This window comes from Micromonospora sp. RB23 (assembly GCF_053585025.1).
Genome location: NZ_CM132111.1, coordinates 2152524 through 2167302, shown reverse-complemented (window position 1 = coordinate 2167302; position 14779 = coordinate 2152524). Strand labels below are relative to the sequence as shown.

The following is a 14779-nucleotide window of genomic DNA, read 5'->3' as shown; positions in this document are numbered from 1 at the left end:
CGAGGTCAGCTCACCTGAACACCGGCGCGGTACACGGCGAGCGGGTGGCGCAGCACCCTGATGTCGCTCGTCGGATCACCGTCGACGATCAACAGGTCGGCCTCGAATCCGGGCCGGACGCGGCCCTTACCGCCGCCCACGCCACACACCTCTGCACCGACCACGGTGGCCGCGGTAAGGGCGGCGGTGGCGGGAATGCCGCAGTCCACGTACTCGACGAGTGTCTCCGGCAGGATCCCGTGCGGTTTCGCGGGGCCGAGGCCCGCGTCCGAACCGGCCACCAGACGGACCCCGGCCCGGTACAGGGTGGCAGCGCCGGCCCGTAGCGCGGCGGCGCTGAGCCCGGCCCGCTCCGCCATCGCCACCACCTCCGGCGGGATGACCACGGCCGGATCGGTGCCGAGCGTGGCGCAGACCGCTGGTCCGGACGCGGCCAGGCGGTCCGCGAGCTCGTCGGGGACGTGGGCACCGGCCGCCGTCACGCAGGTGCAGTGCTCGACACCGTCCACACCGACGCGTAGCGCCTGCTCGACCGCGCGGAGGGCGTGCGTGTGCGCGGTCACCGGCAGGTCCAGATCGTGCGCCTGCTCAACGGCGGCGGTCATCTCCTGATCGGTGAACTGCAACCCACTGGTGTCCGTGCCAGGCGTGAAGACCCCGCCGCTGGCCATTATCTTGATCAGGTCCGCGCCGGCTGCCGCCCGCAGCCGCACGGCCTCCCGCACACCGTCGATGCCGCTCGCCTCACCGCCCAGAGCCCAGCAGTGTCCGCCAACGCTGGTGATGGGCGTGCCCGACCCCACCACCGTCGGCAGGTCGTCGCGCATCCCCCGAGCCCGCCATCGGAGCACCGCGTCGCGTCGGTCGCCCAGGTCCCGTACCGTCGTGACGCCGGCCGCCAGGTGCGCTCGCAGTGACGCCTCGATGACCGCGTCGAGATCCGCCTCGGCGCGCTCGGCGAGTCGACCGAGGGCGTCAGGCCCGGCGTCGGCGCACAGGTGCACGTGTGCGTCGACCAGACCGGGCAGCAGTGTGCCGTCCGGCGCCTCACACACCGGCCAGCCCTCCGGCGCGTCGGTCCAGCCCCGGCGTACGTCGGCGATGCGCCCGCCCTCGATGAGGACCAGCACCCCACCATCGGTGAGCCGCTCGCCGTCGAACATCCGTGCCGCCCGGACAGCCTGCTTCGTCATCCGTCACTCCATCCCCCGCGCGGCCGCGGCCACCACACCTGCCGCGGCGCCTTGTCTCCTCCGGCACAGCACCGGTCGTGATCCGACCATCGCACCGATGGCGGGTGTCCGGCCTCCCTCCGCAGGGTGATCCCTCCTCCCTCCGCCGAGGTGATTACGGATCAGCGCGGCTGGATGTCCACACAGGACCTGCGCAATCACCGCCCCGCCTTTCGGGGCGCTCAACTTCTGCGGACCGCTGCTCCCAGTAACGGCGAGATCACCTGTAAGGTCATCGAGTCCCGTCCCTGACCTATCGCCTAAGAACCTGGGGAGGTTCAGTTATGGTCACGCCTTCGGTGACCCCCCTGACGGTGTCCGCCGAGCGGGGACTGGCACGCAAAACTCTGCGAACGAGTTCTCTGGTGACGTTCGGCGCGACCGCGTCATCTCCCATGGCCGTTCTCGTCGGCGGTATCGTCGCCACCTATGCGGCGACCGGCAATACCGGTGTGGCCTCCAGTTTCCTGCTCCTGACGGTCGTGATGCTCCTGTGGGCACCGGGGTACATCGCCATCGCCCGTTACGTGCAGCCCAGTGGCATCTTCTACACCGCCCTCGCCGCCGGCCTTTCCCGGCTCGTCGGGGTGGCGGGCGCGCCGGTCGTGCTCCTGGCCTACAACACCATCCAGATATCGCTGTACGGACTCCTCGGTTCGGTGATCAGCGGTCTGGTCGGCGGACCGTGGTGGGTCGGCGCGCTCCTCGCGTGGGCCATCGTCGCGGCGTTCGGTCTGCAACGCACGGGTGTCAGCACCGCCATGTTCGGGACCATCCTGATCGTCGAGATCACGTTGCTGCTGGTGTTCGTGATGGTCGGCCTGGCCCACCCGGCGGGCGGTCACGTGACGTTCACGGCCCTGAACCCGACGCAACTGTTCGATGCCGGTGTGGTGGCCGGACTCGCGGTCCTTCCCCTCGGCTTCGCCGCGTTCTTCGGCACCGAGACGATCGCCGCGTACGGTGCGGAGGCGCGGTCCGCGCGGGCGGTGTCACGCAGCATCATCTACGTGATCGTGGGCCTGGGCCTGCTCTACGCCCTGTGCGCCTGGGCGATGGTGGCGACGGTGGGCGCCGACCGGGTCGTCGACCTGGCCCGCGACCCGGCGGCGCCGCTGCCGTTCGAGGTCTTCTCGGGCTCCCGCGCCGGTAGCGCGGGCGTGCTGTTGGTGGCGCTGGGCGGCCTGCTGCTGGTCAGCAGCGTCCTCGCGGCGATGATCAGCTTTCACAACAGCGTGGCGAGATACCTGTTCGCTCTCGGCAAGGATCGGCTGCTGCCCGCCCGCCTGGCTGCCATCCGCGAGGGTGGGTCGGGCGCGCCGCTGGGTGGCTCGATCACCCAGTCGATCACCGCGCTGATCGTCATCCTGCTGTTCGTGGTGAGCGGCGCCGAGGCGTTGACCATGTTCACCTGGCTGAGCAACATCGCCGCGGTCAGTCTGATGCTGCTGATGACGGTGAGTTCACTCGCCACCGTCCGTTACTTCGCCCGTGGCGGCGGGCGCAGCGAGTCGCTGTGGGCGCGGGCGATCGCCCCCACGCTCGGCGGTATCGCGATCGCGGTGATCCTGCTGGTCACGCTGGTCAACATCAGTGCGGCGCTCGGCACGCCACCCGGCTCCCACCGCGCCTGGCTGGTGCCCGGGACGGTCGGCCTCTTCGTCCTCGTCGGCGTGCTGTGGGCGATCAGCGTCCGGGCCCGCCGGCCGGACCTGCTCAGCGGCATCGGAGAGCGCGAGACCAACCCGACGCGGCAGGTCGACGAGGACCTGGGTCACCTCACGCTCTGAGCCGCGTCTGCGGATCGAGGCAGGCGGCGCCGCCGACGCGGTGCCGCCTGCCTCGTCGTTCCGACTACGTCGCGGCGCCCCTGGTCGGGGTGATCCGCTGCGCACCGACGTGCACCAGCGTCGCCAACTGGGCGATCCCGGTCCAGATAGGAGCGTCGCCCGAATAGCTCTGCAACGGCCGCCACGCCTCGTGGAGCGGCGTCGTGGACTGGATCAGCGGTCTTTCCCAGGGATCGGTGGGCCGGTCGACGACGATTCGCGTCTCTTCGGGATCCATCAACTGGATGTAGAAGCGGCCGGGAATACGGTCCTCACCCTCCACCCGGCGCATCGTCTGCTCCCAGGTGCCGAGCGGACCGTCGAGCGAGCTGACCGCGAGCCCGATGAACGTCGACTCGGCGGTGATCCGCTCGTCGACACGGTTGCACATCTGCGGAGGCTGACGCGGATCCAGTCCCCCGTGGTCGAGGTAGTGCCGCGCCGTCTGCGCCAGGTCGTACAGCAACCTGGGCAGGTGCGACACGTCCTCGCCGGCCTTGTCGAGACGCGTCGCCGCGCCCACCTCGAAGACCGGGCGGTCCGATGTGGACCCGACGACCGGCATCGCGTAGAGGAAGGCGAATCCGTAGGGGCACAGCGGATTGCGTCGACGCTGCGCCCACGCGTGCCGGCCGTGCATGGTGTTCATCAACCCGACCCGGCTCAACGCGGAGGATCGCAACGACGCCCAGATCCGCCGCGTCTCCGGGTCGCTGATCGGGGGCGGCGATTCGCGCGTGCCCGGCGACGGGTCGACCGGCGGCGGCGCGTACGCGGACGGCGCGGACTGCCAGGGAACCGGTGGTTGCTGCTCGACCGCGGGCGACGGCATCGCATTCGTGGGCGCCACCCAACCATGGCGTCCGACCGTCGCCGACGGCTCTGGAGGGAGAGAGGAATGGCCGCCCGGGTGCTGGTCCCAGGGAACGGCCGTCGCCCTTCCGGCGGTCGCCGCCGCTCTCCAATCCTCGGCGTTCCTCTCAAAAGGACCCGAGCGAGTTCCTGGCCTGTCGTACGCCACGGTGTTAGTCCCTCCAAAGACGTCGCTACAGCCTCTCATCGCACACACACCGCGATCAACCATGCACCGCCAGTCGGCTTGATCGGGTTCCGGAGGCGGTTGCCTGGACGTCGGCGTCATGGTCCACTCTTCGCTGAGTCGCCTATCAACGGAGAGCCAGTGACCTCCCCCACCAGCGTTCCCGACGACCTTTCCCTCACCGCTGAGATCGAGCACTTACGAGCCGTTCTGTCAGCGCGCAGGTCGATCGGCTTCCCGGCCGCAGTGGATATCGACTATGGACCCGTGACCTCGCTGTTCGGATTGTTGATCAACAATGTCGGTGATCCGGAGACCGACCCCGACACCGGTCACACGAAAGCGTACGAAAGGGAGGTCATCGACTGGCACGCGAACCTTTTCGGCGCCCCCGCCGACGATCGGTGGGGATATCTGACCAGTGGTGGGACGGAGGCGAACCAGGCGGCCATCCTGCTCGCCCGTGACCGGTTCGCAGGCGCGAGTCCCGTGCTCTACTACAGCCAGGCGACCCACGACTGGATTCGCAAGACCGCCAGCATGCTGAACCTCCCCGAGGTCGTCATCCGGACCGACACCACCGGTGAGATCGACTACGACGATCTGCGGGGCGAGCTGGCCCGGCGTCGGGACCGGCCCGCCATCGTCGTGGCCAACGCCGGCACGACCGTGACCGAGGCGGTGGACGACCCCGCCCGTGTTCGTCGCGCCCTCTCCGAGCTGGCGATCCGCAACGCTCACCTGCACGTCGACGGAGCGCTCGCCGGTGTGCCGTTGGCCCTGCTGCCGGACCGGCCGGTGGCGATCGACCTCGGCCGCGTGGTCGACTCCGTCGCGATCTCCTGCCACAAGTTCTACGGCACCACCATTCCGGGAGGTCTGGTGGTGACCCGCCGTTCACTGCAACGGGCAGCCCGGCGGATCTCCTACACCGCCACGACCGACAGCACGATCAGCGGTTCCCGCTGCGGCCAACTCGCCGTCCAGATGTGGTACGCGCTGCGGCTGCTCGGCGAGGACGGGCACCGCGAACGCGCCGAGCGCGCCCGCGAGACCGCTCGCTTCGCCCACTCCCTGTTGGCCAGCGTCGGCTGGCCGGCCTGGCGCAACGTCCACGCATTCACGGTGTACTTCACGACGCCGCCACCGCCGATCTCCCGCCGCTACGGCCTGTCCAACGCCGACGGCGGCATCAGTCACCTGATCTGCATGCCGGGCGTCACCCGCCAACAGATCGAGGCGCTCGCGGCCGACATCGCGACCGTCCGGGGCGCCGAGCAGCCCAGCCCGAGCCGCGGCGTCCGGCGACTCGTCCCGGTCGCACAGTTGCCCCTGGCCGCCGACCGGCCCTGAATCGGCGGCCAACCGGGGACACACCGCCCGGCGGTGACGGCCTACTCCTGCACGGGGCCGTCGCCGGCGGTGGCGGCGCGCATCTCCTTGAGGACGAACTTGGCGGCCTTCTCCACCACGCCGACGCCCGCCTCCTGGCTGACGTGATGGTCGGAGAGCACGGCGATCAGCCAGTCGTGACGGTCCTCGACGATCCGTCCGATGCTGTTGACGAGCCAGCGACCGCCGTCGACGTCGGCCGTGTCCCAGCCGTTCTTGACGTACACGGAGGTGTTGCCCGGCTGCCGCGCGGCGGGGACTCCCCATCGCTGCTCGGGGATCACCCTCTTCATGAGGCCCATCACGAAGGTGCGGTCCTGCGGCGTCAGCGGTCCCTTCGACGACGTCAGCGCCATCAGCAGACGGAGCTGGTCGGCGGCCGTGGTCGTGGTCATCCCCCAGTGCTTGCTCGCCTTGGTCTCGCGCAGACCGAGTGTGCGGTTCGCGGCGGTGAGGCCGCTCGACCCGCCGATCTTCTGCCAGAGTGCCACCGCCGCGTCGTTGTCACTGGACACGATCATGGCTTCGGCCAACCGTCGGGTCTCCGAGTTCAGGGCCTTGCCCGGCGGCGTCTGGCGCAGCAGCAGAGCCGCGAGGATATTGACCTTGACGATGCTGGCGGTCTCGAAGCGCTCGGTGCCGGCCGTCACCGTGGCCGTACCCTGTCGATCCAGGGCCGCGACCGCGAGATGGCCGTCGTACCGGTCGACGTAGGCCTCGATCCGCGCCCTCGCCGGCTTCATCAGGTCGACGGCCGGTGTCGTCGGGACCGGACCGGCCGGCGAACGGCCGGGTGACGCGTCAGCTCCCCCACCCTCGTGCGCGCGCGTGGCGCCGTAGGCGGCCGTCGCGACGCCGGCGAGAGACAGGGTGGCCGCGGAGACGACCCAGCGGCGTGGCAGCTTCCGACTCCCCCGCTCAGCCAAGACGAGCCACCGCCTTCGCCGCGATCGAATCCACCGCAGCCTGGTCGCCGAGGTCCGGCAGGCTGATCGTCGAGACCGTCTCGTCCCGTTTCACCATGACAAAGTACCTAGCCGTAGTTGGGGTGTCGGAATGTGCGATGCGGCCCCGGACGAGCAGACCGACGCCGCCAAGATAGTGCGGGTCGACGATGTCGAACGAGACCCGCGAGCCGTGGACGAGGTAACTCGCGCACCGTTGGAGAACCTGGCGTACGTCGTCGACATTCCGCTCGGCCCATCCGGGTTCGTACGTCTCCACGATGTGGTGTGCCGGCGACGAGCCATCCGGCAGCCGGTAGTAGCGCTCCACGGCAGCCTGCCGGTGGGACTTCGCGGGGTAGTCGCTGCTCCGGTACTCGGGGCAGTCGTCCTGCTCCCACGGCCAGGGTGGCAGACCGGACCGTGCGTCGTCCGCACGCCAGCCCGCACCCAGATCGCCCGCTCCCAGAAGCATGCTCAGACCGCTCCGCTCGACGTTCACGGTGGATGACTTCTCGGGGCCGTCACCCGGCTCCCCCCGCTGACACCCCGCGACAAGCGCCACCAACGCCGACAGAACCAGCGGAACGGCCACGGACAGGGCCCTGCCGTGAACCGGGCCCCGGCGGGTCCTGCTGCTCGTGACGGACACCGAACCTCCCCCACACAGTTGACTGCCACCACAGGTCGCACCGTCACCGACGGTGCGCGACGGCACCCTCGTCGCCGCCCCGGGACAGGCGCGGCCGCTCAATGTCGCTCCTCGGCGAACAACTCGAAACGGGTCTCGCCGAGCAGCTCGCGCAGCCGGCTGAGGGAGCGCATGCTCTGGGTCTTGACGACGGCGGTGGAGACGCCCACGACCTCCGCGGTCGTCTCCACGCTCAGGTCGTCCCAGTAGCGCAGGACGATGATCGCCCGATCGCGCAGTGGCAGGGTGGCGACCGCGTCGAGCAACGTCATCCGCAGCTCAGCTGGATGTTCCTCGCCCTGATCGGGCGGCGTCGACATCGCCAACTCGGTGCTGGAGCGACGCCGCTGCTGATCGATGACGCAGCGCAACAGCACCTTGCGGGCGTACGCATAGGGGTCGTCGGCACGTTGGACCCGTCCCCAGTTGGCGTACACCTTGGCCAGCGCGGTCTGGGTGAGGTCCTGGGCGAGATGCCAGTCGCGGCACATCAGGAACGCGGCGTCGCGCAGGCGGCCCACGGCCGCCTGCGCGAATTCCACGAAGCCCTCGTCAGCCATTCGACCTGGCCAACGTCGGGAACTTCTTGGCGCCCATAGCGACGATCTCTTCCGGCAGACTCGTCCCCCAGGTCGGGTTCGCGGCGATCGCGACTGCCTCGTCCACGGAGAGAACGGCGGGCGCGGGCGAATTCTCCTTGCCCGACCAGGCCAGACAGGTGGAGATCAGCACGTCGATCTGCAGGCCGCCCCGGTGATACACCGTGATCATCTTGTCCTGCACGCAGTTGCCGGGCACCTCGGTCAACTCCACCGTCCCCGGGGCCGGATCGCCGCCGACGCGGTCCCGGTAGACGGAGAGCCGCACCATGCCGGGCCCGTCACCACGATCCAGATAGATCTGGACATACGGCATGCCGGGGCCCGCCCCGCTGCTTCCCAAGCTCGCCTGACCGCTGGTCTTCCCCTTGGGCAGGAGCCGCGTCAACAGTTCCAGGGCACCCTGTGGGGTGGTCGTCACCAGATCACCGTCCGGCCCCGCCCCGATTCGCACCGTGTCGATCACCGTCGTCGTGGGTGTCGGCGATGTGCCCACTCCCGGCGCCGGGTTCGCGCCCCGCAGGGGCGCTCCGCCCGGAGCGCCATCGGGGGTCTTTGCCGGCGACGGCGTGGGCGACGGGCTGTCGACCGACCCGCCCGGCGAACCGACCTCCCACGTCTTCGACTGACCGATTTGGTCGGCGCCGATGCGTGGCCCGATCGCAAGGCCGACCACGAGCAGCACCGCCAACGCCGATCCGCCCGCGCCGAACTGCGCCAGCCGACGCCGGCGGCGCAGTCGTCGCCCCTGTATCACCGACTGCTCGACCAGGTCACCCAGCGGCGGGGCGACGTGTCGGGCCAGTTCGTCCCTGAAACGAGCACGTACGTCCCCCACGTCTCTCACCCCTCCTTTGCCGACCGCCGACCGTGACCATCCGTCACGTTAGAGACGGGCCGACGGGCCAATTGGGTCGCAGTTTTCCGGCACCAAATTGGTTTGGCAGGAGTGACCTCGGTCGCACTCTCAGCACGTGATCAGGCGATTCCGGAGGGTCATATTCAGTCGTCGAATTCCCCGCAAAACGACGGCAGCGTCGAATTCAAGAGTCCCTTGACCGTTACGGAGCGCAACGACGCCGCTCGCGGGCCGGCCGACGCCACGTGTGGTGAGGGTTGACATTGCCGCATGCCATGTCTCATGTTGTTGAGACAATGCTTGCGACGTATGGAGGTATCTCATGCGCGAGGCGGATCACGCGGAAGCCGGACGGTGGCTGACCCGGCACGGCCTGACCGACGTCGAGCCCACGCCGCTGCTCGCGACGCGACTGTCGGTACGACGACACGCGAAGCTCGCCGACAGCGTCCTGCTGGCCGCGTTTCTGATCGGCGCCGCACTGACGCACGTGCTGGGCCGACTCGACGACCACACGTTCTCCTGGGCCCCGCTGCTGGTGCTCGCGGCGCTGGTGGTCGGCCTGCTGACCGGTCAGTGGCTGCTCGGCTGGTGGGTACGGCGCGTCGACCGGACGGCCGGCGCGCGCCTGTCCCGGCGGGTGGCCCATCCGGTGGCGCTCGGTTGGCCGGTGGTGCTCGGTCGGCCGCACGCCGCCTTCGCGGTCGCCACGTTCAGCGGCGCGGCGCTCCTCGCCGTGAGCGTGCTGCCCGTGCCGGACCCCGGCCTGCGGTACGGAGCGGCAGTCGTGCTGATCGGCCTCACCGGCGTCGGGGCCAGCATTCTCCTGCAGCTACGCCAGATCGTGACGACCCCGGCCGTGGCCGAGGACGAGGCGTCGCTCACCGCCGACGTCATCATGCGGGTCGAGGACGCCCGTCACCTCGTCACACCGAGCCTCGTCTGGTCGCTGCCGGCCATCTTCCTGTACGGGGAATCGCTCGGCTGGTGGAACGCCGTCTCCATGGCGCTCGTGCTGGCGGGCGTCTGCGCGCTCGGCCTGATCGAGGGTCGGACCACGGACGTCGGGACGACGGCGCGGCGCGCCCTGGCGGTCCGATGATCGTCATCGACGCGGCCTCACCGACGCCGCCGTACGAGCAGCTCCGGGCCCAACTCGCGAGGCAGATCCAGGACCGCACCCTCGCCGTCGGCACGAGACTGCCGACGATCCGCCGGCTCGCGGCCGATCTCAGCCTCGCCGTGAACACCGTCGGGCGGGCGTACCGGGAGCTGGAGGAGGCCGGACTCATCGAGACCCGCGGGCGGGCCGGCTCGTTCGTCTCGGCCGGCGGTGAGCAGTCCCTCGAGCAGGCCCGCCGCGCCGCACACGACTACGCGGCCGTCATCGCCCGCGTCGGCATCGATGGCACCGAGGCGATCCGGATCGTCAAGGCGGCGCTGGGCCAGGGCTCGACGCCATGACCGCCCCTGGGCCGGCCGGACAGTCCGACGCCGACGGACGGCGCGCCGGGCGCCGCGTTCACACACCGCCGCGGCGGGTCAGCCCTCGACGGCGGGCCGGCTGTGCACCACCAGCTCGCCGATCTCCAACCGGCCGACGCGCAGCTCCCGTACCACCGCCCGCCGGACAGCCAGCCGCCCGATGACCGACGCCCCGACGGCCACAGCTCCGACCGCCAGCGCCCCCATGGCCAGGGCGCCGAGCGACGCCGCCCCCGCCGCCCGCGCACCGGTGGCCACCGCGCCCGTCGCCACCGCGCCGTCCGCGCGCGTTCCGGTCAACCGCCTCAGCCGTACCTCTCGTCTCATCGCTCCATTGTCCGCACACCATCGTCCGAACGCCGCCCCCACCACCCCGGTGTCACCCCACGGCACCGGTCCTCGCCGGGTAGGGGCCGGCGGGTGACCCGCCGGCCCCTCCGGCCGGGTCACCGTCCGTACAGCTCGAACTCGTAGAGCGAGAATCCGTACGAGGTGGCGCGCTTGACGCCGTACACCCGCACGTAGCGGGCCGTGACCGGGGCGAAGGTGGCGTTGTCGACGCCGCCGTTGCCGACGGTGGTGGTGAACACCGGGGTCCAGGAGCTGCCGTCGCCGGAGACCTCGATCCGGTACGAGGTGCCGTAGGCCGACTCCCAGCGCAGCACCGCCCGGCTGACGGTGCGGGCCGCGCCGAGGTCGACGCGGAGCCACTGGTTGTCGTTGTAGCTGCTGGCCCACCTGCTGCCCAGGCTGCCGTCGACGGCCTTGTCCGGCGTGTTGCTGGTGAGGAACTGCGTGCTCGACGCGGTCGCCGGACGGCCCTGGGCCAGGTTGGTGACGTCGTCGCCCCGGCGTGCCGGGAACGAGACGACCTGCTGGTAGGTGGGGCGGTTCTGCCAGGCGATCACCGGGTGGGTGATGCCGCCGAGCCCGGAGTGTGCGATCGAGTCGGCGCACCACTGGTCGCCGGCGCCGCAGGACTTGTCGCCCGGGTAGACGGTGGTGGCCGGCACCGCGGCGGCCTGGCCGAGCGTGTCGAGCAGGGCCTGCCGGCACGCGCCGAGGTTGCCGCTGCCGCAGTAGGCGCGGCCGAGACCGCCGGTCACCGGGTCACCGAGGACGGTGCGCAGGTCCTTGTCGACGTAGCCCCACCAGCCGTGCTGGAACGACGAGCCCTTGTGCGCCTGGCCTTGCAGGGCCCAGCTCGCGGTGCCGTCGCGCCCACCGTTCTGGCCGCCCGACGGCGCCTCGTTGACCTCGATGGCGTCGACCAGCGCGGCGTAGAGGTCCGGACCGAGGCCGGGCCGGAACTCGGCCGAGGCCAGCAGCGGCCACCAGGCGTCGAAGATCCGGATCGCGTCGGCGTGCTGATAGACCTTGGAGCCCGGAGATGTCTCCACCCGACGGGCGCCCGCCTGCTGCCAGGCGCGCAGCTTGCCCACCGCGTCGGCCAGCGCCGGGTCGGTGACCGGCGTGCTGTCCAGCACCCGCAGCAGGTCGTCGAGGACCTGCTGGCCGCGCAGATCGGTCACCGCCGCGTCCGCCATGATCTTGACGACGTCGGCCCGACCGAGCTTGCGCTGGGCGATCGCCGCCCGCACCGGGCCGTCGAGCAACTGACCCCGGTGTACGGAGCCGAAACTGAAGTTGCCGTCCGCCGCCCCGAAGTCCCGCGCCTGCTTGTTGTTCCAGCTCACGTAGTAGTCCTGGTTGACCGACTGGGGGTGGGCCGACGCCGGCGCGTACGTGGCGTCGTTGGTGTCGGGGTTCCAGCCGGCCCACTCGTACGCCGGCTCGGCCTTCGCCGGGAGGTTCGGATCGGTGACGGACGACCGGACCGGGTTCGAGCCGGAGTTGAAGTACGCCGCCTCGGTCGAGTTGACGTAGAACCAGTTGAACGCGTACCCCACGCTGGCGGCGGACGCCTGGAAGGCCGCCGCGCTGCCCATCGCCGCCGGGTCGTTGAAGGCCTGGAAGCCGATCGCCGAGTCGGCCTCGTGCCGGTAGGTGGAGCGCAGCTTGGTGAACGCGGTCGGCTGCCCGTTCACCAGCCCCCGGTAGGAGACCAGCCCGTACCTGGTGCGCAGCGCGCGCAACGTGTACGAGCCGGCGGGGGTGGAGTCGGCCAGCGTGGGCGACCAGGAGTTGCGCTGCTCCAACGCCTCCATGGCGAGGCACTGCCCGTGGTACAGGTAGCGGTTGGACCGCAGCGTCGGCGCGGTGCCGTCGGTGGTGCACAGCGGGACCGCGTACGTGTCGGTGAGGTCCTGGGAGGCCGAGGTCGCGCTCCACGCGTAGTCCTGGCCGCGGCCCAGCAGCACGTAGAGGTTCAGCCCGGCGAACGCCGCGCCGCGTGCGCTGATGCCCGGCCCCTGCAACTCCTGGAGCATGAGCAGTTGCGGCGCGAAGTAGCCGGTCTGCGGACCGAACACGGCGACCGGGTTGCCGGTGGTGGTGTGCCGTCCGGAGACCACGACCGCGTTGGACATGCCGTGCGCGCGCAGGTTGGCCAGGCCGCCGACCAGCTCCTTCGTGGCGGTGCTGACACCGGCACGGGAGGCGGCCCCGCCGCTGGCGTCGTGGGCGAGCGGCTCGGCGACCACGGTCCCGGCGTCGGGGAGCACCGCGCTGGTCGCGCCCGGAGGCGTCCCCCCGTACGGGAAGCTCTGCCCGTCGTGCAGGGTGAGCACGGTCTCCGGGTCGTTCTGCGACCGGAACGCGGCCCACACCCGGTCGCCCTCGGTCGCGCCGTACTTGGCCCGGGCGGCGACCCGGACCAGCGCGGACTGGATCTCGCTGCCACCGCCCCCGCCGAACAGGCCGCCGATCACACCGGCGGTGGCGATGAGGTCGGTCATGGTGAAGTGCTTCGGCTTGCCGGCGCCGGCGAGCACGTACTCGCCCGGGTAGTTGTCGTCGGCGATCGACTTGTCGATGTAGGCGTTGATGCCGGCGATGTAGTCGACCACGTCGGTGTAGAGCTGCTGGCCCCGAACGCCCTTGGTGCGCAGCGCGTCCACCTGGGCCTGGAGGTCCGCCTCCGTGTAGGGCGAGTTGGCCCAGACGCTCTGCTCCAGCTCACGGTTGCCGGGCGCGCCGCCGGCGAACGAGCTGACGTTGCCCCGGCCGACGTGCCGCAGCAGGTCCATCACCCAGAGCCGGTCCTGCGCCCCGGCGTAGCCCGCGCCGAACATGGTGCCGCCGCGGGTGGTGCCGGTGACGTGCGGGACACCGGTGGCCTTGTCCCGCACGATGGTCACGTCCGCGCGCGGCGAGACGGTGCTCTCGACCTGCGCGGCCGGAACGCCGAACGAGGCGTCGTTGTAGAAGTGGGCGATCTGCTCGTCGGTCAGCCCGGCGTAGTTGTAGACCAGGTTCGCGTACTCGTCGAGCTGGTCGCTGGAGTGCGCCGGGCGGGTGCCGAGCGCCTGGTGCGCCAGGATGGCGACAAGCGTGGCGTTGCCGTTCTGACCCGGGGGCAGGATGTCGGAGCACTGGCCGAGGCAGTAGTCGTTGGCGGCGAACGTGGTGGCGGCCAGCGCCGGTGACGGCGGGGTCACCGTCAGAACGCTCGCGGTAAGGGTGGCGGCGGTGAACGCCGCGAGCCGGGTGCGTAGTGCGGGACGGGGCATGGCGATCCTCCGGGGACGCGGAGTCGGGCCGAACGGTGCGCCCGGCTTCCGGTGCCGCGTCTCGCCCTCCGTGCCCGGGCGCTCCACCCGGAGGTGAGAATGACTCACATCGATACCGGGCAATGATCGGCGCTGAACCGTCGTTAGGGATACCCGTCGTTCACCACGCGCCAATGTCGACGTTTCGTCGCTTTCCCGCTGAAGACCGGCGCGATGGAGCCTCGCTCACTCCCGGCGGGCGCCGCACTCAGTCGTGGCCCCCCCGCGCGACGAGCGCTTCGATGCCGTCCAGGAGCAGGCCGAGCCCGAAGGTGAAGTCGGCGTCGTCGATCCACTCCTCGGCGACGCCCAGGGCATTCGCGCCGACGGCCGAGGTCAGCTCCGGGTAGTCATCCGCGTCGAGTACCTGCCCGAGGATCTCGCCGTACTCGGCCAGCCCGGCGATCGAGTCGTCGGTGGCGGCCGGACCGGCACTCAGCGCGTGGCCCAGGGCCGCCTGCTGGGCAGCGTAACCGCTCAGGACGGTGGCGATGTTGATCCGTGCGCCGTACGTGAGCCCGGTACCGGCGAGCGCGGCGAGCGCGCGATCCAGCCAGCGCAGCAACCGGGGCCCGGTGGGCGGGGTGCGCTGGTCGAGCGCCAGCAGCCACGGTCGGGCGAGCAGGAAGTTCCGGTTGGCCCGCGTCCAGTCGAACAGGTAGTCGCGCCAGGCGCGCCCGTCGAGCGCGGGCGGCTCGGGCGCTGCGGCGTCGGCCATCATGACCAGCAGTTCGTCCTTGCTGCCGACGTAGCGGTACAGGGACATCGGTGCCACCCCGAGCTGGGTCGCGACGCTGCTCATCGTCACCCCCGCCAGACCATCACGGTCGGCGATCCGGATCGCGGCGTCGACGATCCCACCCAGTTCGAGGCTGGGCCGGGGGCCGTGCCGGGAGCTGGTCTCACGACCCCACATCCGGGCCACCACCGCCGGAAGCCTCCGTTGCGCCACGTCCGAATCTCCTCGCTCTCCACCCGGGGGTCTTGCCAGCACTCTAGATCTCAGGGACTCTGTATCTCGTACGCTGTAGCCGATAC

13 protein-coding genes are annotated in these 14779 nt (G+C 70.7%); 4 read left to right on the top strand and 9 right to left on the bottom strand.

Features of this window, described 5'->3' with window-relative positions:
- Window positions 1–5: 5 nt before the first annotated feature.
- Entirely contained in the window at window positions 6–1193 is a 1188-nt protein-coding gene (locus ACTFTM_RS10040; RefSeq protein ID WP_449565518.1) for an amidohydrolase family protein, read from the bottom strand.
- A 323-nt stretch (window positions 1194–1516) separates the two neighbouring features.
- Between ACTFTM_RS10040 and ACTFTM_RS10035 the strand changes: the two genes are divergently transcribed.
- Window positions 1517–3022, top strand: coding sequence for an APC family permease (locus tag ACTFTM_RS10035; protein WP_449565517.1), 1506 nt, complete (start codon window positions 1517–1519; stop codon window positions 3020–3022).
- 64 nt (window positions 3023–3086) lie between these two features.
- Here the strand turns inward: ACTFTM_RS10035 and ACTFTM_RS10030 are convergent, their stop codons facing one another.
- A complete protein-coding gene (locus tag ACTFTM_RS10030) occupies window positions 3087–3911 on the bottom strand; it encodes a hypothetical protein (RefSeq protein ID WP_449565516.1) in 825 nt (274 codons plus the stop codon).
- Window positions 3912–4241: 330 nt separating this feature from the next.
- Between ACTFTM_RS10030 and ACTFTM_RS10025 the strand changes: the two genes are divergently transcribed.
- Window positions 4242–5453 (top strand): histidine decarboxylase, encoded by a 1212-nt coding sequence (locus ACTFTM_RS10025; protein ID WP_449565515.1) that lies wholly within the window; start codon window positions 4242–4244, stop codon window positions 5451–5453.
- Between the two features lie 41 nt (window positions 5454–5494).
- On the opposite strand, the gene ACTFTM_RS10020 is transcribed toward ACTFTM_RS10025, so the two are convergent.
- The 4 genes from ACTFTM_RS10020 to ACTFTM_RS10005 form a co-directional block, all read right to left on the bottom strand.
- Complete coding sequence (locus ACTFTM_RS10020; RefSeq protein ID WP_449565514.1) at window positions 5495–6418, bottom strand: serine hydrolase; 924 nt, start codon at window positions 6416–6418, stop codon at window positions 5495–5497.
- Complete coding sequence (locus tag ACTFTM_RS10015) at window positions 6411–6938, bottom strand: hypothetical protein (protein WP_449565513.1); 528 nt, start codon at window positions 6936–6938, stop codon at window positions 6411–6413. The genes ACTFTM_RS10020 and ACTFTM_RS10015 overlap by 8 nt, the downstream gene beginning before the upstream one ends.
- Window positions 6939–7186: 248 nt before the next feature.
- Window positions 7187–7687: a SigE family RNA polymerase sigma factor gene (locus ACTFTM_RS10010; RefSeq protein ID WP_449565512.1), complete on the bottom strand. Its 501-nt coding sequence runs from the start codon at window positions 7685–7687 to the stop codon at window positions 7187–7189.
- Window positions 7680–8417: a hypothetical protein gene (locus ACTFTM_RS10005; protein WP_449565511.1), complete on the bottom strand. Its 738-nt coding sequence runs from the start codon at window positions 8415–8417 to the stop codon at window positions 7680–7682. Before ACTFTM_RS10005 ends, ACTFTM_RS10010 begins: the two co-directional genes overlap by 8 nt.
- Window positions 8418–8907: 490 nt before the next feature.
- Here ACTFTM_RS10005 and ACTFTM_RS10000 point away from each other — a divergent pair, with 490 nt between their 5' ends.
- Window positions 8908–9687 (top strand): hypothetical protein, encoded by a 780-nt coding sequence (locus ACTFTM_RS10000; RefSeq protein ID WP_449565510.1) that lies wholly within the window; start codon window positions 8908–8910, stop codon window positions 9685–9687.
- A complete protein-coding gene (locus ACTFTM_RS09995) occupies window positions 9684–10049 on the top strand; it encodes a GntR family transcriptional regulator (RefSeq protein WP_449565509.1) in 366 nt (121 codons plus the stop codon). The genes ACTFTM_RS10000 and ACTFTM_RS09995 overlap by 4 nt, the downstream gene beginning before the upstream one ends.
- 78 nt (window positions 10050–10127) lie before the next feature.
- Here ACTFTM_RS09995 and ACTFTM_RS09990 read toward each other — a convergent pair whose 3' ends face one another.
- The 3 genes from ACTFTM_RS09990 to ACTFTM_RS09980 all read right to left on the bottom strand — a co-directional run bounded on the left by ACTFTM_RS09990 (window position 10128) and on the right by ACTFTM_RS09980 (window position 14693).
- Complete coding sequence (locus ACTFTM_RS09990) at window positions 10128–10397, bottom strand: hypothetical protein (RefSeq protein WP_449565508.1); 270 nt, start codon at window positions 10395–10397, stop codon at window positions 10128–10130.
- 119 nt (window positions 10398–10516) lie between these two features.
- A complete protein-coding gene (locus ACTFTM_RS09985; protein WP_449565507.1) occupies window positions 10517–13702 on the bottom strand; it encodes a penicillin acylase family protein in 3186 nt (1061 codons plus the stop codon).
- Window positions 13703–13949: 247 nt separating this feature from the next.
- Window positions 13950–14693, bottom strand: coding sequence for a TetR/AcrR family transcriptional regulator (locus tag ACTFTM_RS09980; RefSeq protein WP_449565506.1), 744 nt, complete (start codon window positions 14691–14693; stop codon window positions 13950–13952).
- Between the last annotated feature and the right edge of the window lie 86 nt (window positions 14694–14779).

Excerpts from the sequence above, each read along its gene's own strand:
- ACTFTM_RS10040 (WP_449565518.1), bottom strand. The coding sequence starts at position 1,193 with ATGACGAAGCAGGCTGTCCGGGCGGCACGGATGTTCGACGGCGAGCGG.
- ACTFTM_RS10035 (WP_449565517.1), top strand. The coding sequence starts at position 1,517 with ATGGTCACGCCTTCGGTGACCCCCCTGACGGTGTCCGCCGAGCGGGGA.
- ACTFTM_RS10010 (WP_449565512.1), bottom strand. The coding sequence starts at position 7,687 with ATGGCTGACGAGGGCTTCGTGGAATTCGCGCAGGCGGCCGTGGGCCGC.
- ACTFTM_RS10000 (WP_449565510.1), top strand. The coding sequence starts at position 8,908 with ATGCGCGAGGCGGATCACGCGGAAGCCGGACGGTGGCTGACCCGGCAC.
- ACTFTM_RS09995 (WP_449565509.1), top strand. The coding sequence starts at position 9,684 with ATGATCGTCATCGACGCGGCCTCACCGACGCCGCCGTACGAGCAGCTC.
- ACTFTM_RS09990 (WP_449565508.1), bottom strand. The coding sequence starts at position 10,397 with ATGAGACGAGAGGTACGGCTGAGGCGGTTGACCGGAACGCGCGCGGAC.
- ACTFTM_RS09985 (WP_449565507.1), bottom strand. The coding sequence starts at position 13,702 with ATGCCCCGTCCCGCACTACGCACCCGGCTCGCGGCGTTCACCGCCGCC.